This window comes from Leucobacter sp. OLIS6 (genome assembly GCF_002752355.1).
GTDB lineage: Bacteria > Actinomycetota > Actinomycetes > Actinomycetales > Microbacteriaceae > Leucobacter.
Genome location: NZ_MRAV01000009.1, coordinates 133,887 through 157,719, shown reverse-complemented (window position 1 = coordinate 157,719; position 23,833 = coordinate 133,887). Strand labels below are relative to the sequence as shown.

The 23,833-nt window shown below is 69.7% G+C and carries 21 protein-coding genes; 10 read left to right on the top strand and 11 right to left on the bottom strand.

The features are described from left to right. Positions 1 to 17 precede the first annotated feature (17 nt). The 4 genes from BMH31_RS05695 (at position 18) to BMH31_RS05680 (ending at position 4,401) form a co-directional block, all read left to right on the top strand. Positions 18 to 716, top strand: coding sequence for a GntR family transcriptional regulator (locus BMH31_RS05695; protein ID WP_099723682.1), 699 nt, complete (start codon positions 18 to 20; stop codon positions 714 to 716). Next, on the top strand, positions 713 to 2,251 hold the full coding sequence (locus tag BMH31_RS05690; RefSeq protein WP_099723683.1) for an MmgE/PrpD family protein: 1,539 nt from the start codon (positions 713 to 715) through the stop codon (positions 2,249 to 2,251). The genes BMH31_RS05695 and BMH31_RS05690 overlap by 4 nt, the downstream gene beginning before the upstream one ends. Beyond that, entirely contained in the window at positions 2,251 to 3,162 is a 912-nt protein-coding gene (gene prpB / locus BMH31_RS05685) for a methylisocitrate lyase (protein ID WP_099723684.1), read from the top strand. The genes BMH31_RS05690 and prpB overlap by 1 nt, the downstream gene beginning before the upstream one ends. Positions 3,163 to 3,270: 108 nt before the next feature. Continuing rightward, positions 3,271 to 4,401 carry a bifunctional 2-methylcitrate synthase/citrate synthase gene (locus BMH31_RS05680; RefSeq protein ID WP_099723685.1) on the top strand — a complete coding sequence of 377 codons (1,131 nt, stop codon included), beginning with the start codon at positions 3,271 to 3,273 and terminating at the stop codon, positions 4,399 to 4,401. 77 nt (positions 4,402 to 4,478) lie between these two features. On the opposite strand, the gene BMH31_RS05675 is transcribed toward BMH31_RS05680, so the two are convergent. From BMH31_RS05675 to speB, 5 genes are all read right to left on the bottom strand, one after another. Continuing rightward, positions 4,479 to 5,834, bottom strand: coding sequence for an NAD-dependent succinate-semialdehyde dehydrogenase (locus tag BMH31_RS05675; RefSeq protein ID WP_099723686.1), 1,356 nt, complete (start codon positions 5,832 to 5,834; stop codon positions 4,479 to 4,481). Positions 5,835 to 5,942: 108 nt separating this feature from the next. Further along, on the bottom strand, positions 5,943 to 6,623 hold the full coding sequence (locus BMH31_RS05670; protein ID WP_099723687.1) for a cyclase family protein: 681 nt from the start codon (positions 6,621 to 6,623) through the stop codon (positions 5,943 to 5,945). 4 nt (positions 6,624 to 6,627) lie between these two features. Next, positions 6,628 to 8,082 carry a cytosine permease gene (locus tag BMH31_RS05665; RefSeq protein ID WP_099723688.1) on the bottom strand — a complete coding sequence of 485 codons (1,455 nt, stop codon included), beginning with the start codon at positions 8,080 to 8,082 and terminating at the stop codon, positions 6,628 to 6,630. Beyond that, the gene (locus BMH31_RS05660) at positions 8,079 to 8,501 is read right to left on the bottom strand and encodes a nuclear transport factor 2 family protein (protein ID WP_099723689.1); all 423 of its coding nucleotides are present in this window, start codon (positions 8,499 to 8,501) and stop codon (positions 8,079 to 8,081) included. The genes BMH31_RS05665 and BMH31_RS05660 overlap by 4 nt, the downstream gene beginning before the upstream one ends. A 100-nt stretch (positions 8,502 to 8,601) precedes the next feature. Beyond that, complete coding sequence (gene speB, locus BMH31_RS05655; protein WP_099723690.1) at positions 8,602 to 9,552, bottom strand: agmatinase; 951 nt, start codon at positions 9,550 to 9,552, stop codon at positions 8,602 to 8,604. Between the two features lie 147 nt (positions 9,553 to 9,699). Between speB and BMH31_RS05650 the strand changes: the two genes are divergently transcribed. After that, a complete protein-coding gene (locus BMH31_RS05650) occupies positions 9,700 to 10,281 on the top strand; it encodes a helix-turn-helix transcriptional regulator (protein WP_099723691.1) in 582 nt (193 codons plus the stop codon). Between the two features lie 75 nt (positions 10,282 to 10,356). On the opposite strand, the gene BMH31_RS05645 is transcribed toward BMH31_RS05650, so the two are convergent. Together BMH31_RS05645 and BMH31_RS05640 are read right to left on the bottom strand one after the other, a co-directional pair. After that, the gene (locus BMH31_RS05645; RefSeq protein WP_099723692.1) at positions 10,357 to 11,568 is read right to left on the bottom strand and encodes an MFS transporter; all 1,212 of its coding nucleotides are present in this window, start codon (positions 11,566 to 11,568) and stop codon (positions 10,357 to 10,359) included. A gap of 184 nt (positions 11,569 to 11,752) precedes the next feature. Then, positions 11,753 to 12,538 (bottom strand): ROK family protein, encoded by a 786-nt coding sequence (locus tag BMH31_RS05640; protein WP_099723693.1) that lies wholly within the window; start codon positions 12,536 to 12,538, stop codon positions 11,753 to 11,755. A 266-nt stretch (positions 12,539 to 12,804) separates the two neighbouring features. Here BMH31_RS05640 and BMH31_RS05635 point away from each other — a divergent pair, with 266 nt between their 5' ends. Continuing rightward, the gene (locus BMH31_RS05635) at positions 12,805 to 13,854 is read left to right on the top strand and encodes a hypothetical protein (protein ID WP_099723694.1); all 1,050 of its coding nucleotides are present in this window, start codon (positions 12,805 to 12,807) and stop codon (positions 13,852 to 13,854) included. A gap of 19 nt (positions 13,855 to 13,873) precedes the next feature. Here BMH31_RS05635 and hrpA read toward each other — a convergent pair whose 3' ends face one another. Further along, positions 13,874 to 17,926, bottom strand: coding sequence for an ATP-dependent RNA helicase HrpA (gene hrpA / locus BMH31_RS05630; protein ID WP_099723695.1), 4,053 nt, complete (start codon positions 17,924 to 17,926; stop codon positions 13,874 to 13,876). 54 nt (positions 17,927 to 17,980) lie between these two features. After that, positions 17,981 to 18,607 (bottom strand): ankyrin repeat domain-containing protein, encoded by a 627-nt coding sequence (locus tag BMH31_RS05625; RefSeq protein WP_099723696.1) that lies wholly within the window; start codon positions 18,605 to 18,607, stop codon positions 17,981 to 17,983. Positions 18,608 to 18,824: 217 nt separating this feature from the next. On the opposite strand from BMH31_RS05625, the gene BMH31_RS05620 reads away from it, so the two are divergent. The 3 genes from BMH31_RS05620 (at position 18,825) to argG (ending at position 22,216) form a co-directional block, all read left to right on the top strand. Beyond that, positions 18,825 to 19,661 (top strand): aldo/keto reductase, encoded by an 837-nt coding sequence (locus BMH31_RS05620; protein ID WP_099723697.1) that lies wholly within the window; start codon positions 18,825 to 18,827, stop codon positions 19,659 to 19,661. A gap of 96 nt (positions 19,662 to 19,757) precedes the next feature. Further along, entirely contained in the window at positions 19,758 to 20,741 is a 984-nt protein-coding gene (locus BMH31_RS05615; RefSeq protein ID WP_099723698.1) for a malate dehydrogenase, read from the top strand. Between the two features lie 53 nt (positions 20,742 to 20,794). Continuing rightward, positions 20,795 to 22,216 carry an argininosuccinate synthase gene (gene argG / locus BMH31_RS05610; protein ID WP_099723699.1) on the top strand — a complete coding sequence of 474 codons (1,422 nt, stop codon included), beginning with the start codon at positions 20,795 to 20,797 and terminating at the stop codon, positions 22,214 to 22,216. Positions 22,217 to 22,444: 228 nt separating this feature from the next. Here the strand turns inward: argG and BMH31_RS05605 are convergent, their stop codons facing one another. Beyond that, positions 22,445 to 22,693, bottom strand: coding sequence for a WhiB family transcriptional regulator (locus tag BMH31_RS05605; protein WP_046455255.1), 249 nt, complete (start codon positions 22,691 to 22,693; stop codon positions 22,445 to 22,447). Between the two features lie 191 nt (positions 22,694 to 22,884). On the opposite strand from BMH31_RS05605, the gene BMH31_RS05600 reads away from it, so the two are divergent. Next, positions 22,885 to 23,301, top strand: a complete 417-nt coding sequence (locus BMH31_RS05600; protein ID WP_099723700.1) for a hypothetical protein — start codon at positions 22,885 to 22,887, stop codon at positions 23,299 to 23,301. Positions 23,302 to 23,359: 58 nt separating this feature from the next. On the opposite strand, the gene bcp is transcribed toward BMH31_RS05600, so the two are convergent. After that, positions 23,360 to 23,833, bottom strand: a complete 474-nt coding sequence (gene bcp / locus BMH31_RS05595; protein WP_099723701.1) for a thioredoxin-dependent thiol peroxidase — start codon at positions 23,831 to 23,833, stop codon at positions 23,360 to 23,362.

Below are 23,833 nucleotides of genomic sequence, written 5' to 3'. Positions count from 1 at the left end.
GAGTGTATACATAAGGCATGGCGGTGAACACTTCGGGACGGACCACGGCCGTTGACCGCGCCTACTCGGCGCTCCTCGCCGAGATCCAGACCGGCGCGCTCCCGGCCGGCGCGGTGCTCGCCGAGGTCGAGCAATCGGCACGTCTCGGCATCAGCCGCACGCCGCTGCGCGAAGCGCTCGTGCGGCTCGCCGCCGAGGGCTTCGTGGTCCAGCAGTCGCCGCGGGTCACCGTGGTCGCCGGAATCGATGAGAAAGACATCCGCAGCCTCTTCGAGCTGCGGCGCGGGCTCGAGGAGCTCGCCGTCCGGGCCGCGGCGGAGCGCGGCGACGCGGCCGTGTTCACCGCGCTCGCCGAGTCCTTCAGCGCAGCCGCGACCGCGAATCCGGGGCTCGCCGACCCGGCGGCGCACGCGGGCTACTACGCGCTCATCTCCGCCTACGATGCGGCGGTCGGCGACGCGATCCGCAACGACTACCTCGCGTCCGCGCTACGCACCGTGCATACCCATCTCGTCCGGGTCCGCCAGCTCGCGAAGGACAACCCGGAGCGCCTCGTCGTCTCCGCCGGCGAGCACGCGCTGATCGCCGGTGCGATCGCCGAGGGCGACGCGGCTCTCGCCGCGCACGCCACCCATGTCCACCTGCACAACGCGCTCATCTCGATCCTGAGCTCCATCGCGGGCTCGTCCCAGACCTCCACGGAAGGCACGCCATGACCGTCACCCACCATGTCCGGGTCCACACGAGCGAAGAGGAGCTGCCCCGCGAGGGCCAGCTGGCCTGGAAGATCGCGGAGGTCGCGACGGACCCCGTCCCGGTCGACGCAGACGTCGTCGACATGATCATCAATCGTGTGATCGACAACGCCTCGGTCGCCGCGGCATCGCTGAACCGGGGGCCCATCGTCGCCGCACGCGCGCAGGCGCTCGCCCACCCGGTGTCGACCGGCGGCGCCGGCGCTTCGATCTTCGGACTGCCGAGCACGGGCGCGGGCGCCGAGCTGTCGAGTCCCGAGTGGGCGGCATGGGCGAACGGGGTCGCGGTGCGCGAGCTCGACTACCACGACACCTTCCTCGCCGCCGAGTACTCGCACCCCGGCGACAACATCCCTCCGATCCTCGCGGTCGCGCAGCACGTCGGCAGCGATGGCGCAGCGGTGGTTCGGGCGATCGCGACCGGATACGAGATCCAGATGGACCTCGTGCGCGCGATCTGCCTCCACCGGCACAAGATCGACCACGTCGCGCACCTCGGCCCGTCCGCCGCCGCGGGCATCGGCACCCTGCTCGGCCTCGAGACCCCGGTGATCGCGCAGGCGGTCGCCCAAGCGCTCCACACCACCACCGCGACGAGGCAGAGCCGCAAGGGCGAGATCTCGACCTGGAAGGCGCACGCCCCGGCGTTCGCGGGCAAGATGGCGGTCGAGGCCGTCGACCGCGCCATGCGCGGTCAGACCGCTCCGGCGCCGATCTACGAGGGCGAGGACGGCGTCATCGCCTGGATGCTCGACGGCCCCGACGCGTCGTACGACGTGCCCCTGCCCGCCCCGGGCGAGTCGAAGCGCGCGATCCTCGACAGCTACACCAAGGAGCACTCGGCCGAGTACCAGGCGCAGGCCTGGATCGACCTCGCGCGCAAGCTGCACGGCGCGCACCCCGAGACGGCCGACCCCGCGAACGTCGCGTCGATCGTGCTGCACACCAGCCACCACACGCACTACGTGATCGGCTCGGGCGCGAACGATCCGCAGAAGTACGACCCGAAGGCCTCGCGCGAGACGCTCGACCACTCGATCCCGTACATCTTCGCGGTTGCGCTGCAGGACGGCGGCTGGCACCACGTCGACTCCTACGCACCGGAGCGCGCGGGACGCCACGACACGGTCGAGCTGTGGCGCAAGATCACCACCGCTGAGGACGCCGAGTGGACCCGCCGCTACCACTCCGAGGACCCCGACGAGAAGGCGTTCGGCGGTCGCGTCGAGATCACGCTCCTCGACGGTACGACCATCGTCGACCAGATCGCCGTCGCCGACGCCCACCCGCTCGGCGCGCGCCCCTTCGCCCGCGAGAACTACATTGCGAAGTTCCGGGTCCTCGCCGAACCCGTGCTCGAGCCGGCCGAGATCGAGCGGTTCCTCGAGCTCGTGCAGCGCCTGCCCGAATTGACCGCCGACGAGGTGCGCGAGCTCAACATCGTCGCCGCGCCGGGCGTCGTCGACCTGGCCGCCGCCCCGAAGGGACTCTTCTGATGCTGTACGCGAAGACCACCGCCGAACAGAAGCGCCTGGCGCTCCGCGAACGCCTCGCGAGCGGTGAGCTGCTGCGCTTCCCGGGTGCGTTCAACCCGCTCTCCGCACGGCTCATCGAGCGCAAGGGCTTCGACGGCGTCTACATCTCGGGTGCGGTGCTCGCCGCCGACCTGGGGCTGCCCGACATCGGGCTCACGACGCTGAGCGAGGTCGCCGGTCGCGGGGAGCAGATCGCCCGCATGACCGAGCTGCCGGCGATCATCGACGCCGACACCGGGTTCGGCGAGCCGATGAACGTCGCCCGCACGGTCCAGAGCCTCGAGAATGCCGGGATCGCGGGATGCCACATCGAGGATCAGATCAACCCCAAACGGTGCGGGCACCTCGACGGGAAGGCCGTCGTCGACGTCGACACCGCCGCGAAGCGGATCCGCGCGGCGGTCGAGGCGCGCCGCGACCCGAACTTCCTCATCATGGCGCGCACCGACATCCGGGCGACCGCCGACGGTCCGATGGGACTCGATATCGCCGTCGACCGCGCGAAGGCGCTCGTCGACGCGGGCGCCGACGCGATCTTCCCGGAGGCCATGCGCACGCTCGAGGAGTTCGAGACGATGCGGGGCGCGGTCGACGTGCCGCTGCTCGCGAACATGACCGAGTTCGGCAAGAGCGAGCTGTTCAGCGCGCAGCAGCTCGCCGACATCGGCATGAACATCGTGATCTGGCCCGTGTCGATGCTGCGCATCGCGATGGGCGCAACCGGTCGCGCCCTCGACGCGCTGAACGACGAGGGGCACCTGCGCGGCAGCCTCGATCGGATGCAGCACCGGGCGGACCTCTACGATCTGGTCGACTACGAGGGCTACAACCGATTCGATTCCGGGGTGTTCAACTTCGAGGTCGAGCGCTGACGCGATCCTGCGACTCCGACGCATCGCCGGAGTCGCAGGATCCACCGAGCACCGCATGAGATCCTGCGACTGCGCAGGACGAGCCGAGACGCGACGAAGGAGTCGAAGATGACCGACACGGAGATCAAGAAGGGCCTCGCGGGCGTCGTGGTCGACACGACCGCGATCTCGAAGGTTAACCCCGAGAGCAACAGTCTGCTGTACCGCGGATACCCGGTGCAGGAGCTCGCCGCGAGCCAGCCGTTCGAGGCGGTCGCGTACCTGCTCTGGCACGGCGAACTGCCGACCCCCGAGCAACTGGCATCGTTCGAAGCGCTGGAGCGTTCGCTGCGGCCGCTCGATCCCCGCACGCTCGCGCTGCTCGGCACGATCCCGAGCGACGCGCACCCGATGGACATCGTGCGGACGGCCGTGAGCCAGCTCGGCACCTTCGATGAAACGCTCCACCGGCCCGGCGGCTGGACCGACCGCGAGCTCGACCTCGGGCGCTCCGCGTACCTCTTCGCGCAACTGCCGACCATCGTCGCCGCGGTGCAGCGTCGCCGACGCGGGCAGGAACCGATCCCGCCGCGCGACGACCTCGACTACGCACGCAACTTCCTCTGGATGACCTTCGGCGAGCTGCCGTCCGACGCGGCGGTCGACGTGTTCCGCGTCTCGATGGTGCTCTACGCCGAGCACTCCTTCAACGCCTCGACCTTCACCGCTCGCGTGATCGCCTCGACGACCTCCGATCTCTACTCCGCGGTGGTCGGCGCGATCGGGGCGCTGAAGGGGCCGCTGCACGGCGGGGCCAACGAAGCGGTCATGCACATCTTCGACGAGATCGGATCCGCCGACGCGGTCGACGCCTGGCTCGACCGCGCGCTCGCCGAGAAGCGCAAGATCATGGGGTTCGGTCACCGGGTCTACAAGCACGGCGACTCCCGCGTGCCGACCATGGACCGAGCCCTCCGGGTACTGCTCGACGAATCGGGGGACACCGGGCTCTCCGAGCTCTACGAGACGCTCGAGCGTGAGTTCGTCGCGCGCAAGGGCATCTACCCGAACCTCGACTACCCGTCGGGCCCCGCATACCGCCTGCTCGGCTTCGACACCGAGATCTTCACGCCGCTCTTCATCGCCGCTCGCGTGACGGGATGGACCGCGCACATCATGGAGCAGGCGGCGTCGAACGCGCTGATCCGCCCGCTGTCGGCCTATGACGGCGTCGACGAGCGCCACGTGCCGGGCGCCTGACGCTCGGCCGATCCCGCCGGGAACACGCAGAGGGCCCGGGATCCGTCAGGATCCCGGGCCCTCTGCGTGCGAGTGGGTTACTCGGCGAAGCGGAAGAGCTTCTTGTTGGCGAACTCCAGCATGCCGCCCTTGCCGAGCTCGCGGCCGTAGCCCGACTTCTTCACTCCGCCGAAGGGCACGTCCGCGCCCTCGAGGCCGGCGCCGCCGATGAACACCATGCCCACGTCGAGCTGGTTGCCCACGCGCTCGGCGCGCTCGAGATCGTCGGCGATGACCACGGAGCCGAGGCCGTACGGCGACGAGTTGGCGAGGCGGATCGCCTCTTCATCGCTGGACACCTTGTAGAGCTGCGCGACGGGGCCGAAGAGCTCCTGACGGTAGACATCCATCTCGGGGGTCACGCCGCCGATGACGGTCGGGGTGTAGAAGTTGCCCTCGGGAGCGTTGTTGCCCACGAGCACCTCTGCGCCCTGATCGATCGCGCCCTGCACCTGAGCCTTGAGGGTCTCGGTGGCCTTCTCGGACGAAAGGGGGCCGTAGTTGCCCGCCTCGAGCGACTGGCCGGCGATGGCCTCCTCGAACTTCTTCGAGAACTCGTCGTAGACCGTGTCCAGCACGACGATGCGCTTCGAACCGTTGCAGGCCTGGCCGGTGTTCTCCATGCGGCCGCCGACCGCGTGCTCGACCGCGTGGTCGATGTCAGCGGTGTCGAGGACGATGAAGACGTCCGAGCCGCCGAGCTCGAGCACGCACTTCTTGAGGTGCTTGCCAGCCTGCTCGGCGACGATCGAACCCGCGCGCTCCGAGCCGGTGAGCGAGACGCCCTGGGTGCGGTCGTCGGCGATGATGGTCGAGATCTGGTCGTGCGTCGCGAAGACGTTGACGTAGGCGCCCTTGGGGAAGCCCGCGTCGAGGAAGATCTGCTCGAGCGCGAGCGCCGACTCGGGGCACTGCTCGGCGTGCTTCAGGATCACGGTGTTGCCGAGGATCAGGTTCGGGACCGCGAAGCGGGCGACCTGGTAGTACGGGTAGTTCCACGGCATGATGCCGAGGATCACGCCGATTCCCTGGAAGCGGAAGAAGCTCTTCAGGCCGTCCTCGACCTCGAGCTGCTCGTCGGCGAGCCACTTCTCAGCGTTCTTGGCGAACGCCTCGGTGATCGCGCCCGAGAACTCGGCCTCGCCGATCGACTGGTCGAGCGGCTTGCCCATCTCGCGGTTGATGATGGCGCCCAGCTCGTCCTTGCGCTCTTCGAAGAGCTCGGCCGCGCGGTGTGCCAGGGCGGCGCGCTCGGCGACCGTGGTGGTGCGCGACCACTCCTGGTAGGTGCGCTGCGTGCTCTCGAGCGCGCTCTCGATCTCCGCCGCGGTGGCGTCGGGGTACTCCTTGACGGTCTCACCGGTCGCGGGATTGATGACGGCGTACTTGCCCATGGATGACACACTCCTTGTGAACTTCGTCGTTAGCGTGGTTGCAGCCAGTTTGGCACACCCGGACGGGGAGCACTAGCTCCGGATTCCCGCGCGGGTCACCGGTTCTGGCTACGGATCCCGAGGGTTCGGGGGCTGGACGGCTTCGGAAACCGTCGTTTCTGCGATGGCGCGGATCGGGGAACCGTCGCCGCCGAAGATCCGGAGCGGCAAGAGCGAGATCCGCACGTTCGCTGGGAGCTGACCGAGCCCGCGCAGATTCTCGACGATGGCGCCGCCGCGCCCCAGCCAGTGCTCGTGCACGGGCAGCCCCTCGCCGGAGACGGCGCGCGGCGTCGAATCCGGGCTCAGCGTGTCGACGCCGAGCACGCGGGCTCCGGCGGCCCAGAGCTGCTCCGCGAGGTCCGCCGCGGCGAACGGATGGGCGAAGGCGGCGTCGGAGCCGAAGTGCGTGTCCCATCCGGTCGCGATCAGGACCGCCGGCGGCAGGCGCTCGGGGAGGGGCTCCGCGAGATCGTCGATCCCGTACGCGGTGTCGGCACGGGGGTCGGCGACGCGCAGCACCCGCGCGTCGCCGACCAGCCACTCCAGCGGCAGCTCGTCGACCGTCGCTCCGCCGACGATCGAGTGCGCGGGCGCGTCGATGTGGGTGCCGGCGTGCGAACCGAGGTCGAGCCGCGCGACCGCGACGCCGTCCTCGGGCACCGCGAGCGCCGGTTCGATCCGCACTTCGGGGTCGCCGGGGAACACCGGCATCCCGGTCTCGATCGGGTGGCTCAGGTCGACGAGCATCGCGTCACTCCGGCCGCGGGTCGCGCGTCGTGCCGGGATCCTCGAGGCGCAGCGCGCTCGTGGCGTCCGCGCCGTCGAGCAGGTGCCCGGTCGGCTCCGCGTCGCGCGGGTCGCGCAGCCCCAGGCCGCGCACGCCGCCGAGGCCGTACATGAGGCCGAGGTAGAGCAGGAAGCTCAGGATGAATGCCGGGATGTTCGCACCGATCGGGCTCGGGACCACGTACGACATCAGGTACGACGCCGCTGCGCCGATGACCCAGACGATCACGGCCACCCAGTTGACGCCGCCCGAGTACCAGTACCGGCTCTCGCGCCGCTCGTGCAGGATCTGGCGGGAGTAGCCGCGCCGCTTGAGCAGGTAGTAGTCGGCGATCATGATCGCGAACACCGGCACGAAGAAGGCGCTGATGACGAAGAGGAAGTCGGTGAACTGGTTCAGCAGGCCGAGGAACGTGGAGCCGATGACCGAGATGATGCCGAGCACGATCGCGGTCGGCAGGAAGCGCAGATGCCAGCGGGACTGGGCGTTGACCACCGAGGTCACCATGCCGAAGACGACCATGGTGTTGGTCGCCATGACCGACAGGAAGATCGCGATACCGAGCGGCCAGCCGAACTCGCCCACGATGACCGCGGGATCGAATGCGGTGGCGTCCCCTCCGCGCAGCAGCACGGTGCTGAACGCGACGAGTCCGAGCAGCATCGCGATGCAGGTGGACAGGGTGTAGCCGATGCCGGATCCGACGATGCCGGCGGTGCTGCTCTTCGCGTGACGGTTCATGTCGGCCGAGAGGACGGTCCACGAGATGGCGGTCGCGAGCACCATGTCGAGCGTGATGAACGGGGTGCCGCCCAGGCTCGTGTCGACGGGGAGCGCGGCGAACTCGGAGGGGCTGAACGCGCCGAAGGCCGCGGCGAACACGAAGCCCATCACGATGAGGATCAGGAGCGCCAGCCAGGGCTCGACCCGGGAGATGCCCGTGTGGCCGAAGATGGCCAGCACCACGACGATGCCCTGGCAGATGGCGGAGAACAGCGCGGGGTTCGAGAACCCGGTGGCCTCATGGACGAGGTAGTTCACGGTGACGCCGGCCAGCATGGCCTGCACCCAGCTCCAGCCCATCAGGATGATGAGGTTCGCGGCCGCGGGGATGATGCTGCCGCGGATTCCGAACGACCCTCGGGTGAGCGCCATGGTGGGGAGCCCGGTGCGGGTGCCCATGTTGCCGACCAGCACCAGCACGATCACGCCGAGCAGGGTGCCGACGAGGATCATCGCGCTCGCGGTGCCGAACGACACGGCGGGGACGAACAGCGTGCCCGTGAGGAGGGTCGTGACCACCAGGTTGGCGGCCAGCCAGATCATCCCGATCCGGAGCACGCCCTGGGTGCCGCGGACCGGGCCCGCGGACTCGTCCTCGCCGTCGAGGTTGACGGCCATCGTCTCCGGGCTGCTCATGCGTCGGCGCTCGTCTCGGCGCTCGCGTCGGGCACGGTCGAGAGGTGTTCGTGGATCGCGACGAGGCCGCCGTCGGCCTCGGCCCGGAAGATGATGCTCTCGCGCTCGACGTAGGAATCGGGGCCGTCCGCGGAGTCGATGCTCGTGGCGACGGTGTGGCTGAAGACCGCGCCGCCGTCGAACACCTGCACCAGGCGGTCCGTCGAGCTGCAGGAGGTGACCTTCCAGCCGCTCTCGACCCAGCCGGCCCACAGCGCCTCGTACTCGGCGCGCGAGTTCAGTCGAGCGGGCTCGGGGTGGAAGATGAAGCTCGCGTCGGCGGAGAAGCCCGCGAAGTAGGCGGTGGTGTCGGTCGCCGCGAACGCGTCGATGATGGCGTCTGCGGCGTCGAGCACGGCCGCTTCGGTGGGAGTGGGCATGTCGGGTTCTCCTATGAAGGGGTGCTGCGGGAGCTGCTGCGGTGCGGAGGGAGGGAAGCGGAACCGCCGGCCTCGCGGAAGCGGGACCGGCGGTCGGGGATCAGGCCTCGCGGCCCGCCATGGCGCTGACGAGCTCGTAGACCACGTGGCTCGCGGCGACCGCGGTGATCTGCGCGTGATCGTAGGCCGGAGCGACCTCGACCACGTCGGCGCCGACGATGTTGAGGTCGGCGAGACCGCGGATCAGGCGGAGCATCTCGCGGCTGGTGAGGCCGCCGGCTTCGGGGGTGCCGGTGCCGGGCGCGTGGGCCGGATCCAGGACGTCGATGTCGATCGAGATGTAGAGGGGCTTGTCGCCGACGCGGGTGCGGATCCGCTCGAGCGCGGCGGGGACGCCGTTCTCCTCGATGAACTCGGAGGTGACGATCTGGAACCCGAGCATCGCGTCGTCGGCCAGGTCCTGCTTGCCGTACAGGGGGCCGCGGGTGCCGCCGTGCATGGAGGCCGTCATGTCGATGAGGCCCTCCTCGGACGCGCGGCGGAAGGGGGTGCCGTGCGTGGTGGGCGCGCCGAAGTAGGTGTCCCAGGTGTCGAGGTGCGCGTCGAAGTGCAGCACCGCGACCGGGCCGTGCTTCTTGTTGATGGCGCGCAGCAGCGGCAGGGCGATGGTGTGGTCGCCACCGATGGTGACGATCTTGTCGACCTTCTCGCCGAGCTCGGTCGCGGCGGTCTCGACCTGGTCGACGGCCTCGGTCAGGTTGAACGGGTTCGCGACGATGTCGCCGGCGTCGACGACCTGCTTGAGCGCGAACGGCGACACGTCCTGCGCCGGGTTGTAGGGGCGGAGCAGGCGCGAGGCCTCGCGCACGTGCGAGGGGCCGAAGCGGGCGCCCGGGCGGAAGCTCACGCCGGTGTCGAAGGGCACGCCGACCACTGCGATGTCGGCCGAAGGCACGTCCTCGATGCGGGGGAGCTTGGCGAAGGTGGCGATCCCGGCGTAGCGCGGCGTGAGGCTCGCGTCGACGGGACCCTGCGGCGTGTGATCGGTCACGTCGGGTCCTTTCGTGAAATCTGTCTTTCTGTGTTTACCTGTGGTAAACATGTGAAGCGTGGAGGTGAACTCCACCTCGACTATAGGTCCGCGACCGGCGCACGGTCAACGCGAGTCGATTGCGATCACGACACGAAACGAGGCGCCATGCGAGCGGTGAATCCCGAAGCCGGGTCCGGCGACATCAGGATCGGAGCCCAGCTGCGCGCCTGCCGTCTCGCCCAGAACCTCACCCTCGAGCAGCTCGCCGAGGCGACCGGCGTCACCCGCGGGTTCCTCAGCCGGCTCGAACGCGACGCCACCTCGCCGAGCCTCGCCACGCTGCTGCAGATCTGCGAAGCGCTCTCGATCTCGATCGGCAGCCTGTTCGAGCCCCCGGAGGTGCAGCGGATCGCGCTCGACGACGCCCCGCGCATCAACATGGGCGGGCAGGGCGCGCTCGAGCGGCAGGTCACGCCCCGCTCGGAATCGAGGGTGCAACTGATTCGCTCCTCGCTCGCGCCGAACGCCAGCGGGGGCGAAGCGCTCTACACCGTCAACTGCGACCTCGAGGTGCTGCACGTCGTCTCGGGTGCGCTGCACCTGCGGCTATCGGACCGTGAAGAACGGCTCGTCACGGGCGACACGCTGACGTTCCCCGGGCGCTCGCCGCACACCTGGACCACCGGCACCGACGGCGCGGAGGTGCTGTGGGCGTTGATCCCGGCCGCCTGGAGCGGATCGAACTGAACCTGCCGAAGCCCGGTGTCTGGCGTCTGGTGCCCGGTACCCGGTACCCGGCTTTTGCCGGGTACCGGGCAGCGATCAGCTCGCGTCGGGAAGCTGCACCGGCTCGGTGTCGGGCAGCGGGCTCGCGTCGCGACCGCGCAGATCGGGGATCCAGGGCACGCTGATCGCCGCGGTGACCGCGGTCAGCATCAGCAGGATCGCCGATACGAGGATCGCACCGTTCGGCCCCGCCTGGTCGATCGCGATGCCCGCGAACGCGGAACCGAGCGCGACGCCGACGAGCTGCCCGGTGCCGACCCACCCGTAGGCCTCCGCCGACTCCGAGAACTTCACGGTCGAGCTCACGATCGAGAAGATCGCGGTGAACGTCGGCGCCGTGCCGAGGCCGCCGACGAAGAGCACCGCGGCGAGCCACCACGGGTTCAGCGCGACGAGGCAGAGCGCGGTGCCGAGCGCCACGATCAGCACGCGCCAGAACAGCGACCACTTCGAGATGCTGCGGTGACCGATGAGCAGGCCGCCGACAATCGATCCGGCCGAGAAGATCGCGAGCAGCACGCCGGCTTCCACGCCCTCGTGCCCGAACGCGGCCACGATCCCGGCCTCGATCGCGGCGAACGACGCGACGAAGAAGAATCCGGTGACGGTCGCCACGATCACGGTGGGGCGGAACAGGATCGCGCCGAAGCGCCGCCGCGCACGCGGGATCCGCACGCGTCCCACTTCAGGGCTCAGGATGAACCAGAGACCGCCGCCGAGCATGAACGCCGCGGCGGTGAGCAGGCCGAGCGTGGTGTTCAGCTGCGTCGACACGAACACGGCGACGACGGGGCCGATGATCCAGATGATCTCCTGCGCGGAGGCATCCAGCGAGAAGAGCGCGGTCAGCTGCTTGCCCGGCACCATCTTCGGGTAGATGGTGCGGACGGCGGGAGTGACCGGGGGTGTAGTGAGCCCGACGAGCAGCGAGAGCACGGTGACGATGCCGAGCGGCAAGTGGGTCAGCGCGATCACGGTGAGGAACGCCGAGCAGGCGAGCGTCGTGACGGTGAGCACCGGACGCATGCCCCAACGGCCCATGAGACGGCTCGTCAGCGGGCCGGAGACGGCCTGCCCGACGCTCTCGGCGGCGAGGATGACGCCGGCCGACGTGTAGTTGCCGTAGCCCAGTTGAATATGCAGCAGCATGGTGATCGACAGCATCCCGAACGGGAAGCGAGCGGTCAGCTGCGCCATGAGGATGCGGAAGACTCCGGGGCTGCGACTCAGATCACGATAGATGCCCACCAGCAGATTCTAGTGGTGGGGGTGGGGGTCGGCGCCAGAGCGATCTTCGGGTTCTCGCAGAACGTATCGTCCGAGTGAGGCGTATATCGGTGCGGAATCCGCTGCTTCGAAGTGGAAACACCTCGTGATCCGGAGTTCCTCGGTGCGCCCTGGCCGGCCCGCGTCTCTGGGCTCTGGGCCGGTGTCAGTGCGCCTGCGCGGCGAGTCCCGCGGCGCCCACGATGCCCGCGTTGTTGCGGAAGTGCGCGGGCACGACGGGGACGTTCACCTTCGCGAACGGCAGGTACTCGTCGGACGACTTGGAGATGCTGCCACCGATCACGAAGCGGTCGGGCCGAGTGATGAACTCGAGGTGCTCCAACAGGCGCTCCGCGCGTTTCGCCCACTCCTGGATCGTGATGCCCTCGCGCTCGATCGTCTTGGGGGACGCGAAGCGCTCGTACGGGTGATGCCCGTCGAGCTCGATGTGGCCGAGCTCGAAGTTCGGGACGAGGCAGCCGTCGTGGATCAGCGCCACGCCGATGCCGGTGCCGAAGGTCAGCACCATGGTCACGCCGTCGACGCCGTGCGCCGCGCCGAACGCGGTCTCGGCGATGCCCGCCGCATCCGCGTCGTTGACGACGAGGCAGTGGAGCCCGGTCGAGTCCGAGAAGAGGCGGACGGCGTCCGTGCCGATCCAGCTCTTGTCGATGTTGGCGGCGGTGCGCGCGATGCCGTGCTGCACGACCACGGGCAGCGTGATGCCGACCGCGGGCGCCGTCTCGCGGGGGAGCGCACCGTTCGCGGCGAGCTCGTCGCGGATCCCCGAGACCATGACCGCGACGGCCGCCGCGATGTCGCCCGGGTGCCCGCCCTCGGGAGTGGGGACGCGATGGCGGCGGGTCAGCATCTCGCCGGTGGCCGTGTCGATCGCGGCGCCCTTGATGCCGGTGCCGCCGATGTCGATGCCGATCGCTGGGGCCTGCTGCATGCAGAACAGCTTAGCCCGGTTCGGAAGGGCGGTCGGCGCGGCTGTCGAGGAACGGTGCAGCTGTCGGGAGCCCGGGCAGAATCGGCTGAGCCGAGGGCTCTCTCGAGAGCCCCACCGTCCTTCGACAGTTCGGCCGTTCCTCGATGACCACCGGGGACGGGCGGGTTTGCCGCGCACACCGAGTGGTCGTGCGGGGGCGGACGCGTCGGCGCTCGCCAGCCTGTGGACGAGCGGCCGAAACTGTACGACGCTGCGACGCTGCTGACATGAAACTTCGCAATCATCTCGCCGAGACCCGGGTCGAGCTCAGATCGACCGAGCGCCTGTTGCACGAGGGCTGGACCTTCGCATCGTTGCGCCGGGCACGAGTCTCCGGGCACCTGTTCCGGGTGTCGCACGGCGTCTACACCCGACTCGACACTTGGAACAACTGGAGGTCGGAACAGCAACTGCTGGCGCGCGTGTTGGCGCTCGCGCCGAGGCAGGGGCCGAACGCCGTCTGGTCGGGGACTTCTGCGGCGGTCCTCCACGGGCTTCCGCTCTATCGTCCTCCCGACCTTCGAGCCGAGATCATTCTTGCGGGCGCTCGCAGCGCGGAGAACTCATCGCTCCTGCGGCGCAGCCGCGCACGGATCCGCTCCGCCGAGATCATCGAGGTCGAGGGGATCCGGGTGACGACTCTCGATCGCACCGTCACCGACCTCGCTCGCCGGCACCGACCGGAGCTGGCGCTCGCCGCGGCCGACGCTGCTCTCCGCGCTCTCGTCCCCGCCGAGTCTCATTCGGCGCTCGAGCCGGGACCGCACGTTCACGAATGCAGGGAACGGTGGTTGGCGCGGCTCGCGGACAGCATCGACCGCAGAGGCGTCGATCGTGCGGCGAGGCTTCTGCGGATCACCGACTGCGGTGCTGAATCGGTGGCGGAGAGCGTGAGCCGGTACCGCCTGGTCACCCTGGGATACGACGTCCGCACGCAGGTCCGGGTCGCTGCGCCAGGCGGGGGCCACTACCGGGTCGACTTCGAACTGCTCGATGTCGGGGTGCTCGGCGAGGTCGACGGGAGGCAGAAGTACACGGACCCGGACCTGCTCGGTAGCCGGAGCGCGGATGACGCGCTCTACGACGAGAAGCGCCGCGAGGACTGGATCCGTGGCCGTACGACCAAGCGACTCATCCGCTGGAGCCCGAGCGACACCGTCTCCCTCTCGACCTTCGAACGTCGGCTTCGCGCGTTCGGAGTCCCGCCGCCGCCGCTGCGCAACCGGCGGCGATTCTCGTTCTGCGGAGGAGGTGCCCGTCGTGCCGGGGCCGACTGAGCGAGTGCGCTCGCGCGTCCTATCCGTCCCGCAGCACCTTCAGGATCCGTTGAGCGGACACCGGCTCCGACGTGCGCAGGCGCTGCGCGAAGAGGCTGACGCGCAACTCTTCGATCATCCAGCGCACCCGCTCCATGCGTTCCGGAGCGTCGACCGGCAGGGGCAGCATGCCCCCGGCCTCGGCGTACGCGGCGGAGACACGGTCGATGTCGTTCTGCCAGGCCCGGTCGCGTCCCGCGTTCTCGGTCAGGCCCTGCATGCGCAGCACGACCGCCTCGAGGTAGACGGGGAGGCGTTCGAGCTGCGTGAGTCCGGTGCGCGAGACGAAACCGTCGAACACGAGCGCATCCACCTGGGCGGCCGCTCCGGCGACCTGCCCGAGCACCTGGATCGACTTCGCACCGTCGATCGCCTTGCGCGCGAGCCTGGCTCCGTCGAGCACCCGTGCGGTCAGGGCGATGGCCCGGTAGATCTCGTCGATCAGCGCGCGCGAGTAGTCGTCGGCGATCGCTTCGAACGCGGCGGCGCTCCAGACGAGCCCGTCGGGGGCGTGCCTCCGGATCACCCGGTCGGCCACCGCAAGAGAGACATCGGCGATGGCCTGGTCGAGCGTTCGGTAGGGGCCCGCCCCGAGCAGGAGCTTCTCCTGGTTCGAGAGGTGCTCCCGCACATAGCTGGCGGGCGACGGCGAGCTCAGGGCGAGCAGTCGGCGGATTCCGCGTCGCGAGAGCCGGGCCTGCTCCGCGGGGTCCGCGACGAGCTTGAGATCGACCGAGGTGCGGCGATCCACGAGCGCGGGGTAGGCGCGCACCACTCCCGCTCCACGCCCGGAGCCGCGTCCCGCGGCGAAGGCCGTGTCGACATGCTTCGGGATCTCGCCGAACGCCCACGTCGTCGCTCCGCTGCGCTCCAGTTCGCTCTTCGGCAGGGCAGCCTGCGCGACTCGCGCAACACCGGACTCCGCGCGCGAGCGGTGCGCCTGCTGCAGCGCGGCGAGGTCCTTCCCGCTGCCGATCGTGCGGCCCCGGCCGTCGACCACCCGGAAGGTCGGGGTGAGATGCGCGGGCAGGCGGGCCGGGTCGAAGTCGTCGGCCGAAACCCGCACGCTGGTGCGCCGCTGGATCTCGGAGGCGAGCAGCTCGGTCAGCGAACCGGCGTCGGCGCCGGAAGCAGCAGCGCCGTTCCTGCCGTCTCCCGTCGCCGTGCTGTCGAGCCGGGGGCCGATCGCGGCCAGCAGGGTGCGCGCCCAGTCGGCCGCGGGCACCACGTGCTTGCGGATCGCCTTCGGCAGCGTCTTGATCAGTGCCGTCGTGAGCTCTTCGCGCAGGCCGGGGACGAGCCGTTCGAACTCTCCGCCGTCGAGCCGCGGCAGCAGGGGGAGCGGCACGGTCACCGTCACGCCGTCGTCGTCGGCCGTCGGGTCGAAGCGATAGCGCAGGCGCAACGTCTGGTCCCCGCTGCGCCACTCGCGCGGGAACTCGCGCTCGTCCACGCCCGCGGCGTCGGAATCGTCGAGCAGGTCCTCGCGGCGCAGATTGAGCAGCTTCGGCTGATCCCGCTGCGCGCGCTTCCACCAGCCCTCGAAGCTGCGCGTCGAGGTGACCTCGGCCGGGATCCTGGCGTCGTAGAACTCGAAGATCGCCTCGTCGTCGCTCACGATGTCGCGACGTCGCGTGCGCTCCTCGAGCTGTTCGAGCTCGCGACGCAGCTGCCGGTTCGCGCGGTCGAAGGCCTGCGGCGAATCCCAGTCGCCCTCGACGAGCGCGTGCCGGATGAACAGTTCCCGCGCGTGCACCGCGTCGAAGCGTTCGAGCGCGACGCGACGGCGATCCACGATGGGCACGCCGAACAGCGTGACCCGCTCGTACGCGGCGGCAGCGCCGAGCTTGCGCGACCAGTGCGGCTCCGAGAGCTGCCGCTTCGCGAGAGGCCCGGCGAGCTCCTCCGCCCAGGCCGGATCCACGACCGCGTTGGATCGCGCGAAGAGGCGCGAGGTCTCGACGAGCTCGACGCTCATCACGACCTCCGGCGGCTTCTTCGCGAGCACCGATCCGGGATACAGCACGAATCGGGTACCCCGGGAACCCACGTACTCCTGCGCAGGTTTGCGCTTCGCCGATCCCGCGGCACCACGCCCGCGGGCGGGAGCGCTGCGATCCTGGCGATCGTCGCGCACACCGAGCTGCGACAGCAGACCCGCGAGGATCGACCGGTGGATCGGCTCGAACGGCGCGGAAGACGCGAACGCGGCGTCTGCAGACAGCGCGGGGTCGGCGGTGGCCGCAGCCTGCGCTCGGTGCGAGCCCGATTCCAGCTTCGGTGCCTTCGCGATGCGCGAGAGCTGACGGAACAGATCCATCCATTCCCGCACGCGCAGGAAGTTCAGGAACTCGTCGCGGCAGAGCCTGCGGAACGCGCTCGACGACAGTTCCTGCTGCCGCTCTCGCACGTAGTTCCACAGATTGAGCAGTGTCATCAGATCGCCCTGCGGGTCCGCGAAGCGGGCGTGGAGCTGGTCCGCGCGGCCGCGCTGCTCGGTCGGGCGCTCGCGCACGTCCTGGATCGTGAGCCCCGCCACGATCGCGAGCACCTCCGGGACCACGTCGTGCGTGCGGGCCTCGACCACCATGCGCGCGAAGCGCGGCTCGATGGGCAGCCGGGAGAGCTCCCGCCCGATCCGGGTGATGCGGTGCGACCCCTTCGCTCGACCAGCCCCGCGGACGGACTCGCCGCCGCGCCGCGAACCGCGCCCCGCGTCCCGCGTCGAGATCGCCTCGACCGCGCCCAGTTCGGTGAGCAGACCGAGCCCGTCGGCGATGCCGCGCTGATCCGGGGGCGTGAGGAAGGGGAACTTCGCGATATCGCCGAGCCCGAGGGCGAGCATCTGCAGGATCACCGACGCGAGGCCCGTGCGACGGACTTCGGGCTCGGTGAACTCGGGACGCGACTCGAAATCGTCCTGCGAATAGAGGCGGATCGCGATGCCCGCGCTCGTGCGACCCGACCGCCCGGATCGCTGATTCGCGCTCGCCTGCGAGATCGCCTCGATCGGCAGGCGCTGTACCTTGCTGCGCGCCGAGTAGCGCGAGATGCGCGCGGTGCCGGCGTCGACCACGTATCGGATCCCGGGCACCGTCAGCGAGGTCTCGGCGACGTTCGTCGCGAGCACCACCCGTCGCGAGACCGCGCCGGGACGCCGCTCGAAGACGCGGTGCTGCTCCGCCGCGCTCAGGCGGCCGTAGAGCGGGAGGATCTCGGTCGGCTTCGTCCGAGCAGAAGAGCGGAGCCGACCGTTCAGCGCATCGGCAGCATCTCGGATCTCTGCCTCACCAGAAAGGAACACGAGCACATCGCCGGGAGCCTCGCGTCCCAGCTCCTCGACGGCGTCGCCGATCGCGTCGAACAGATCCCGCTCGACCTTCCGGACCCTGGGAGCCCCGCCTTTCGGGTCGGGCGTCTCGATCTCCTCGACCAGCGGCCGATAGCGCAGCTCCACCGGATATGTGCGCCCCGACACCTCGATGATCGGCGCCGGCTTCCCGTCCGCCGAAGCGAAGTGCTCTGCGAACGACTCGGGATCGATGGTCGCCGAGGTGATGATCACCTTCAGATCCGGGCGGCGGGGCAGCAGCGTCTTCAGATACCCGAGCAGGAAGTCGATGTTGAGGGAGCGCTCGTGCGCCTCATCGATGATGATCGTGTCATATGCGCGCAGGTCGCGATCCCGATGGATCGCGTTCAGCAGGATGCCGTCCGTCATCAGACGGATGCGGGTCTCGGACGAGACCTGGTCGGTGAACCGCACCTGGTAGCCGACCAGTCCGCCGAGCTCCGAACCGAGCTCCTCCGCGATGCGCTCCGCGATGGTGCGCGCGGCGATCCGTCGCGGCTGCGTGTGGGCGATGCGCTCGCGGCCGAGCGCCAGCGCGATCTTCGGCAGCTGCGTCGTCTTGCCCGAGCCGGTTTCGCCCGCGACGATCACCACCTGGTGGTCGCGGATCGCCGACTGGATCTCGTCGCGCATCTGCGAGACGGGGAGGTCGGCGGGGAACTCGATGCGCGGTTCAGACATAGCGTCCCCATTATCCCGTGCACGGCACGGATCCCGCACGGGCGATCGAGGGAATCAGGAACGGACCGCGGCATCCTCGAGCAGATCCGCGATCTGCACGTATCCCCGATCCAGCGCGAGCCGCAGCGGCGAGGTGCCGTCGCCGTCGGGCAGCGTCGGATCCGCCCCGCCCGAGAGCAGCGTGCGCACCACCTCGAGGTACCGCCCCGAACCGTCGCCCAGGATGATCGCCTCGTGCAGGCCGGTCCATCCGAGACGGTTGACGTGATTCGGGTCGACCCCCGCGGAGAGCAGCAGCCGGATCGCCGGCAGATGCGCCCGCTCGCACGCGGGGATCAGCGCGGTGCCGCCGAAACGGTTCGTGCTGCGCACGTCAGCGCCGTGATCGAGACACGCCGAGAGCACCTCGACGAAGCCGCCCGCGCCCGCTTCCAGGAACGGCGAGTCGTGGCGCTCGTCGAACGCGTTCGGGTCAGCACCCGCCGCGAGCAAAGCGCGCGCGATCTCGGCGTAGCCGCGGGTCGCGGCCGCGAACAGGGGCGTGCGATCGTGGTGATTGCGCACGTCGACCTCGACCCCGGCCGCGAGCAGTCGCCGCACCGCCGGGAGATCCTCCTGCTTCGCAGCACGGTAGAGATCCGGCGCTTGGCCGGGTACCGCCGCCTCACGAGACCTGCTCATGGTGCATATTGTGGGGGTTCGGCGCGTTTTGCGGTATCGCGACGCGCGGCATTCACACGTAAGTCACCCGAGCGGGGGCCACGATTCGGGCCGGCCGGCCGTCGCGACACCCCGACGCAGGGCTTCTGTCGGCCCACCGATCCCGTCGGCGTAGACTGCGGAACGGCGGAGCCCAGCTCGCCCCGCTCCGCGCCGTGCGACCGAAGGAGACCCAGCGATGACCGCTCTGCAGATCCCCGAGATCAAGCTGAACGACGGGAATCGGATCCCGCAACTCGGACTCGGCGTGTTCAAGGTGGATCCCGGCGAGACGGAGCGGATCGTCACCGACGCGCTCGAGGTCGGTTACCGCCACATCGACACCGCGCGAATCTACGACAACGAGACCGAGACCGGTCGCGCGATCGCCGCCAGCGGGATCCCGCGCGACGAGCTGTTCATCACCACCAAGCTGTGGAACTCCGATCAGGAGAACCCCGTCGCCGCTTTCGAGCAGAGTCTCGAACGCCTCGGCCTCGAGACCGTCGACCTCTATCTTGTGCACTGGCCGGTGCCGGCAGCAGGCACCGCGGTCGGTGCCTGGCGCGGGCTCATCGAGATCATCGGATCGGGTCGCGCTCGTTCCATCGGCGTCTCGAACTTCGAGATCGAGCACCTGCGCGAACTCCTCGACGAGACCGGCGTAGTGCCTGCCGTCAACCAGATCGAACTGCATCCGCTGCACCAGCGCCGCGAGCTCCGCGAGTTCTGCGCCGCCCACGGCATCGCGATCGAGGCCTGGGGGCCGCTTGCGCAGGGCAAGAGCAACCTGTTCGAACGCGATGCGATCACCGCTGCCGCCGCTGCCCACGGCAAGAGCCCGGCGCAGATCGTACTCCGCTGGCACGTGCAGCACGGCACGATCGTGTTCCCCAAGACCACCCGCCGCGAGCGCATGGTCGAGAACGCGGCGATCTTCGACTTCGCGCTCAGCGACGACCAGATGGCGGCGATCGACGCACTCGACGAGCAGCGCAACTTCGGCCCGGACCCCCGCACTTTCGACGCGCGCTGACCGCTGATGCCGGGCGAGGCGTGTGGCTGCACCCCGGCCCCCCGCCCGGCCCGAGCCGATACCCCTCGCCCGATCGCAGCACCAGGAGGAACGACAATGACGCAGACCACCACCATCACGCTGACGGGCGCCGGCGGGCAGATCGGCTATGCGGCGCTCTTCCGCATCGCAGCGGGCGACATGCTCGGCTCGGAACGCCCGGTCGCGCTCCGGCTCCTCGAGATCCCGCAGGGCATGCGCGGGGCCGAAGGAGCGGCGATGGAACTGCTCGACTGCGCGTTCCCCCTGCTCGAGAGCATCGAGATCAGCGACGACCCCGCGGTCGCCTTCGACGGCGCGAACATCGCGCTCCTGGTCGGTTCGCGGCCCCGCGCCACCGGCATGGAGCGGAGCGACCTCCTCGCGGCCAACGGCGCCATCTTCGGGCCGCAGGGCCGCGCCATCGGCGAGCACGCGGCCGACGATGTTCGGGTGGCGGTCGTCGGCAACCCCGCCAACACCAACGCGTTCATCGCGCAGCAGCACGCGAGCGGGCTACCCGCCGAGCGGTTCAGCGCCCTGACGCGTCTCGACCACAACCGAGCCGTGGGGCTGCTCGCCGCCGAGGCGGGAGTCTCGGTGCGCGCGATCGACGGGGTCACCATCTGGGGCAACCACTCCGCCAGCCAGTACGCAGACCTGAGCCACGCCACCGTCGACGGTCGTCCGGCGCTCGACGCGGTCGACCCCGAATGGGCGCGCGGCGCCTACATCGAGCGGGTCGCGAAGCGCGGTGCCGAGATCATCGAGGTGCGGGGCGGATCCTCGGTGGCTTCCGCGGCGAACGCCGCGATCGAGCACGTGCGCGATTGGGTGCTCGGGACGGGCGAGCGGCGCACCAGCGCCGCGGTCGTCTCCCGGGGCGAGTACGGCGTTCCCGAGGGCCTCGTCTCCTCGTTCCCGGTGCGCTCGGACGGCGACGAATGGCGCGTGGTCGAGGGCCTCAGCGTCGACGATTTCTCGCGACAGCGCATCGACGCCTCGGTCTCCGAGCTCGTCGCCGAGCGCGACGCGGTGCGCGAGCTCGGACTGATCCCGTAGCGAGAGCCCGCCCGCGTCGAACGGGCGCCCCCGAGCGCCCTAGTATGGGAAGCATGTCTAAGGTCCTGTCTTCTCTTCCCGTGGGCGAGCGCGTCGGCATCGCCTTCTCCGGCGGTCTCGATACTTCGTGCGCGGTCGCATGGATGCGAGACAAGGGCGCCGTGCCCTGCACCTACACCGCCGACATCGGCCAGTACGACGAGCCCGACATCGACGGCGTCGCCGGTCGAGCGAAGGAGTACGGCGCCGAGATCGCCCGCTTCGTCGACGCGAAGCGCCCCCTCGTCGAGCAGGGCTTCATCGCCCTCGCCACCGGCGCGTTCAACGTTCGCTCGGGTGGCAAGACCTACTTCAACACCACGCCGCTCGGCCGCGCCGTCACCGGCACGCTGCTCGTGCGCGCCATGAAGGAGGACGGCGTCGACATCTGGGGCGACGGCTCCACCTACAAGGGCAACGACATCGAGCGCTTCTACCGCTACGGCCTCATGGCCAACCCGGCGCTGCGCATCTACAAGCCCTGGCTCGACAAGCAGTTCGTCGAGGAGCTGGGCGGCCGCCAGGAGATGAGCGAGTGGCTCGTCGCCCACGGCTACCCCTACCGCGACTCCGCCGAGAAGGCCTACTCGACCGACGCGAACATCTGGGGCGCGACCCACGAGGCCAAGCGCCTCGAGTTCCTTGACACCGGTCTCGACATCGTCGAGCCGATCATGGGCGTCGCCGCCTGGCGCGACGACGTCGAGGTCGCCACCGAGGAGGTCTCGGTGCGCTTCGAGGCCGGCCGTCCCGTCGCCATCAACGGCGTCGAGTTCGACGACCCGGTGGCGCTCGTCTACGCGGCGAACGAGATCGGCGGCCGCCACGGTCTCGGCGTCTCCGACCAGATCGAGAACCGCATCATCGAGGCGAAGTCGCGCGGCATCTACGAGGCGCCCGGCATGGCGCTGCTGCACATCACCTACGAGCGGCTCGTCAACGCGATCCACAACGAGGACACGGTCGCGAGCTACCACAACGAGGGCCGCAAGCTCGGTCGCCTCATGTACGAGGGCCGCTGGTTCGACCCGCAGGCGCTCATGCTCAGCGAATCGCTGCAGCGTTGGGTCGGATCCGCGATCACCGGCGAGGTTACCCTGCGCCTGCGCCGCGGCGACGACTACACGATCCTCAACACCACCGGCCCGAACCTCAGCTACCACCCCGAGAAGCTCTCCATGGAGCGCACCGTGGGCGCGGCCTTCGGCCCCGAGGATCGCATCGGGCAGCTGACCATGCGCAACCTCGACATCGCCGACTCGCGCTCGCGGCTCGAGCAGTACGCGGCGATGGGCCTCGTCGGCGTGACCACCGCCGATGTCGTGGGCCAGCTCGAGGCCGGCGGAGCCGAGCAGATCGCCGACGCCGTCACCGGTATCGACGAGGACGCCGACGAGCTCGGCCTGTCGGCCGCATTCGACGCCGGCACCGACTGATCCGGGGGACGCACCCGAACGCGCGAGGGCGCCCATCCTGACCGGATGGGCGCCCTCGCGCGTTGCCGCTCCGGCGCGCGCTCCCGTGTGCTCGTTCCCGGGGTACCGGTTCCCCTGCGTGCATCTTCGTGGCATGCGTGTCCGGGGCGAGCCCGCCCCGGACACGCATGCCACGAAGATACGCGAACGGCCCCGGGGGAGTACCCCGGGGCCGTTCGTGGAAAATCTTTAGGAGGCGCGGCGCGCGCGAGCGGCGCGGCGCTTCAGCGCGCGGCGCTCGTCCTCGCTGAGACCGCCCCAGACGCCGGAGTCCTGGCTGGTGTCCATCGCGTACTGGAGGCACATCTCGGTGACGGTGCAGCGGGCGCACACGGCCTTGGCACGCTCGATCTGGTCGACGGCGGGGCCGGTGTTGCCGACCGGGAAGAAGAGCTCGGGGTCTACGGTGAGGCAGGCCGCCTGTTCGCGCCAATCCATGGGTGTCCTCCTTGGTGCTGCGCACACGCGAAACACCCATGGGTTCGGGTGGTGTTGCTCTCGCGCGTGTCCTGAATACGTGGCTTGAGAATGCTCACGTCGGTGTGCGCGAAACTCGACGGAATATATAGTTTCATGGACGCAGACGCAAATCAATAGTCTGCTGGCAAACTTTTCGAAGGGATCCCGTGATGCCCAGCTCACCTACCGTTCACCCGCGCTCTCGAGGCGGTTGGGCGGTGCTGACCGGCCTGCTCCTCATCGAGGCGTTCTTCGGGATCGTGGTGGTGTTCTTCTCGATCCTCGGAGCCATGAACTCCGCGGGCACGCTCGGGCAGAACCTCAGCCTCGTCCTCGCCGCCGCGATCTCCTGGATCTGGGTGGTCGTGACCCTCGTCGGGGCCCTGCGCGGGCGTCCGAGCTGGGCGCGCGGCTCCGCGCTCACGATCCACGTGCTGCTGTTCGCAGCGGGCACGGGGATCCTGCAGTTGCAGCTCCTCGCGTGGCAGTTCGGGTTCGCCATCGTCGCGGTCGGCGTGGTCGGCTTCGTCGCCGCGATGCTGGCGCGCCCGGCGGATCGTCCGACGCTCGAGGGCGACGAGGACTGATCCGGAGCGTGGGCGCGGACGGGCGCATCGCCCGACCGCGCCCACGGCACGGCGGTCGTTAGACCCCGAGGAGCTTGGTGACGCGCGCCACGTGGCCGGTCGCCTTGATGTTGTAGAGCGCGTGCTCGATCTTGCCATCGGCGTCGATCACGAAGGTGGATCGGATGACGCCCTCGATGATCCGGCCGTAGCTGTTCTTCGTGCCGAACGCGCCGTACGCTCGGTGAACGGCGGTGTCGGGGTCGCTGAGCAGCGGATACTCGAGGGAATCGCGGTCGGCGAAGCGGCGCAGCCGCTCGACGGCGTCGCGCGAGACGCCGAGCACGCGGTATCCGGCGGCTTCGAGGGGCGCCGACGACTCCTGGAACTCGCAGGCCTCCTTGGTGCAGGCCGGGGTCATCGCCTCGGGATAGAAGAACAGCACGACCTTCTGGCCGCGGTAGTCGGCGAGCGAGCGCTCGACCCCGTCCTGATCGGGCAGGGTGAAGCTGGGGGCGGGCATTCCGGGTTCGAGGATCACGCGTTCGGTCAT

What these genes read in the sequence shown, in the direction of transcription:
- BMH31_RS05695 (WP_099723682.1), top strand. Translation starts at nt 18, where the DNA reads ATGGCGGTGAACACTTCGGGACGGACCACGGCCGTTGACCGCGCCTAC.
- BMH31_RS05690 (WP_099723683.1), top strand. Translation starts at nt 713, where the DNA reads ATGACCGTCACCCACCATGTCCGGGTCCACACGAGCGAAGAGGAGCTG.
- prpB (WP_099723684.1), top strand. Translation starts at nt 2,251, where the DNA reads ATGCTGTACGCGAAGACCACCGCCGAACAGAAGCGCCTGGCGCTCCGC.
- BMH31_RS05680 (WP_099723685.1), top strand. Translation starts at nt 3,271, where the DNA reads ATGACCGACACGGAGATCAAGAAGGGCCTCGCGGGCGTCGTGGTCGAC.
- BMH31_RS05675 (WP_099723686.1), bottom strand. Translation starts at nt 5,834, where the DNA reads ATGGGCAAGTACGCCGTCATCAATCCCGCGACCGGTGAGACCGTCAAG.
- BMH31_RS05670 (WP_099723687.1), bottom strand. Translation starts at nt 6,623, where the DNA reads ATGCTCGTCGACCTGAGCCACCCGATCGAGACCGGGATGCCGGTGTTC.
- BMH31_RS05665 (WP_099723688.1), bottom strand. Translation starts at nt 8,082, where the DNA reads ATGAGCAGCCCGGAGACGATGGCCGTCAACCTCGACGGCGAGGACGAG.
- BMH31_RS05660 (WP_099723689.1), bottom strand. Translation starts at nt 8,501, where the DNA reads ATGCCCACTCCCACCGAAGCGGCCGTGCTCGACGCCGCAGACGCCATC.
- BMH31_RS05650 (WP_099723691.1), top strand. Translation starts at nt 9,700, where the DNA reads ATGCGAGCGGTGAATCCCGAAGCCGGGTCCGGCGACATCAGGATCGGA.
- BMH31_RS05640 (WP_099723693.1), bottom strand. Translation starts at nt 12,538, where the DNA reads ATGCAGCAGGCCCCAGCGATCGGCATCGACATCGGCGGCACCGGCATC.
- BMH31_RS05635 (WP_099723694.1), top strand. Translation starts at nt 12,805, where the DNA reads ATGAAACTTCGCAATCATCTCGCCGAGACCCGGGTCGAGCTCAGATCG.
- hrpA (WP_099723695.1), bottom strand. Translation starts at nt 17,926, where the DNA reads ATGTCTGAACCGCGCATCGAGTTCCCCGCCGACCTCCCCGTCTCGCAG.
- BMH31_RS05625 (WP_099723696.1), bottom strand. Translation starts at nt 18,607, where the DNA reads ATGAGCAGGTCTCGTGAGGCGGCGGTACCCGGCCAAGCGCCGGATCTC.
- BMH31_RS05620 (WP_099723697.1), top strand. Translation starts at nt 18,825, where the DNA reads ATGACCGCTCTGCAGATCCCCGAGATCAAGCTGAACGACGGGAATCGG.
- BMH31_RS05615 (WP_099723698.1), top strand. Translation starts at nt 19,758, where the DNA reads ATGACGCAGACCACCACCATCACGCTGACGGGCGCCGGCGGGCAGATC.
- argG (WP_099723699.1), top strand. Translation starts at nt 20,795, where the DNA reads ATGTCTAAGGTCCTGTCTTCTCTTCCCGTGGGCGAGCGCGTCGGCATC.
- BMH31_RS05605 (WP_046455255.1), bottom strand. Translation starts at nt 22,693, where the DNA reads ATGGATTGGCGCGAACAGGCGGCCTGCCTCACCGTAGACCCCGAGCTC.
- BMH31_RS05600 (WP_099723700.1), top strand. Translation starts at nt 22,885, where the DNA reads ATGCCCAGCTCACCTACCGTTCACCCGCGCTCTCGAGGCGGTTGGGCG.
- bcp (WP_099723701.1), bottom strand. Translation starts at nt 23,833, where the DNA reads ATGACCGAACGCGTGATCCTCGAACCCGGAATGCCCGCCCCCAGCTTC.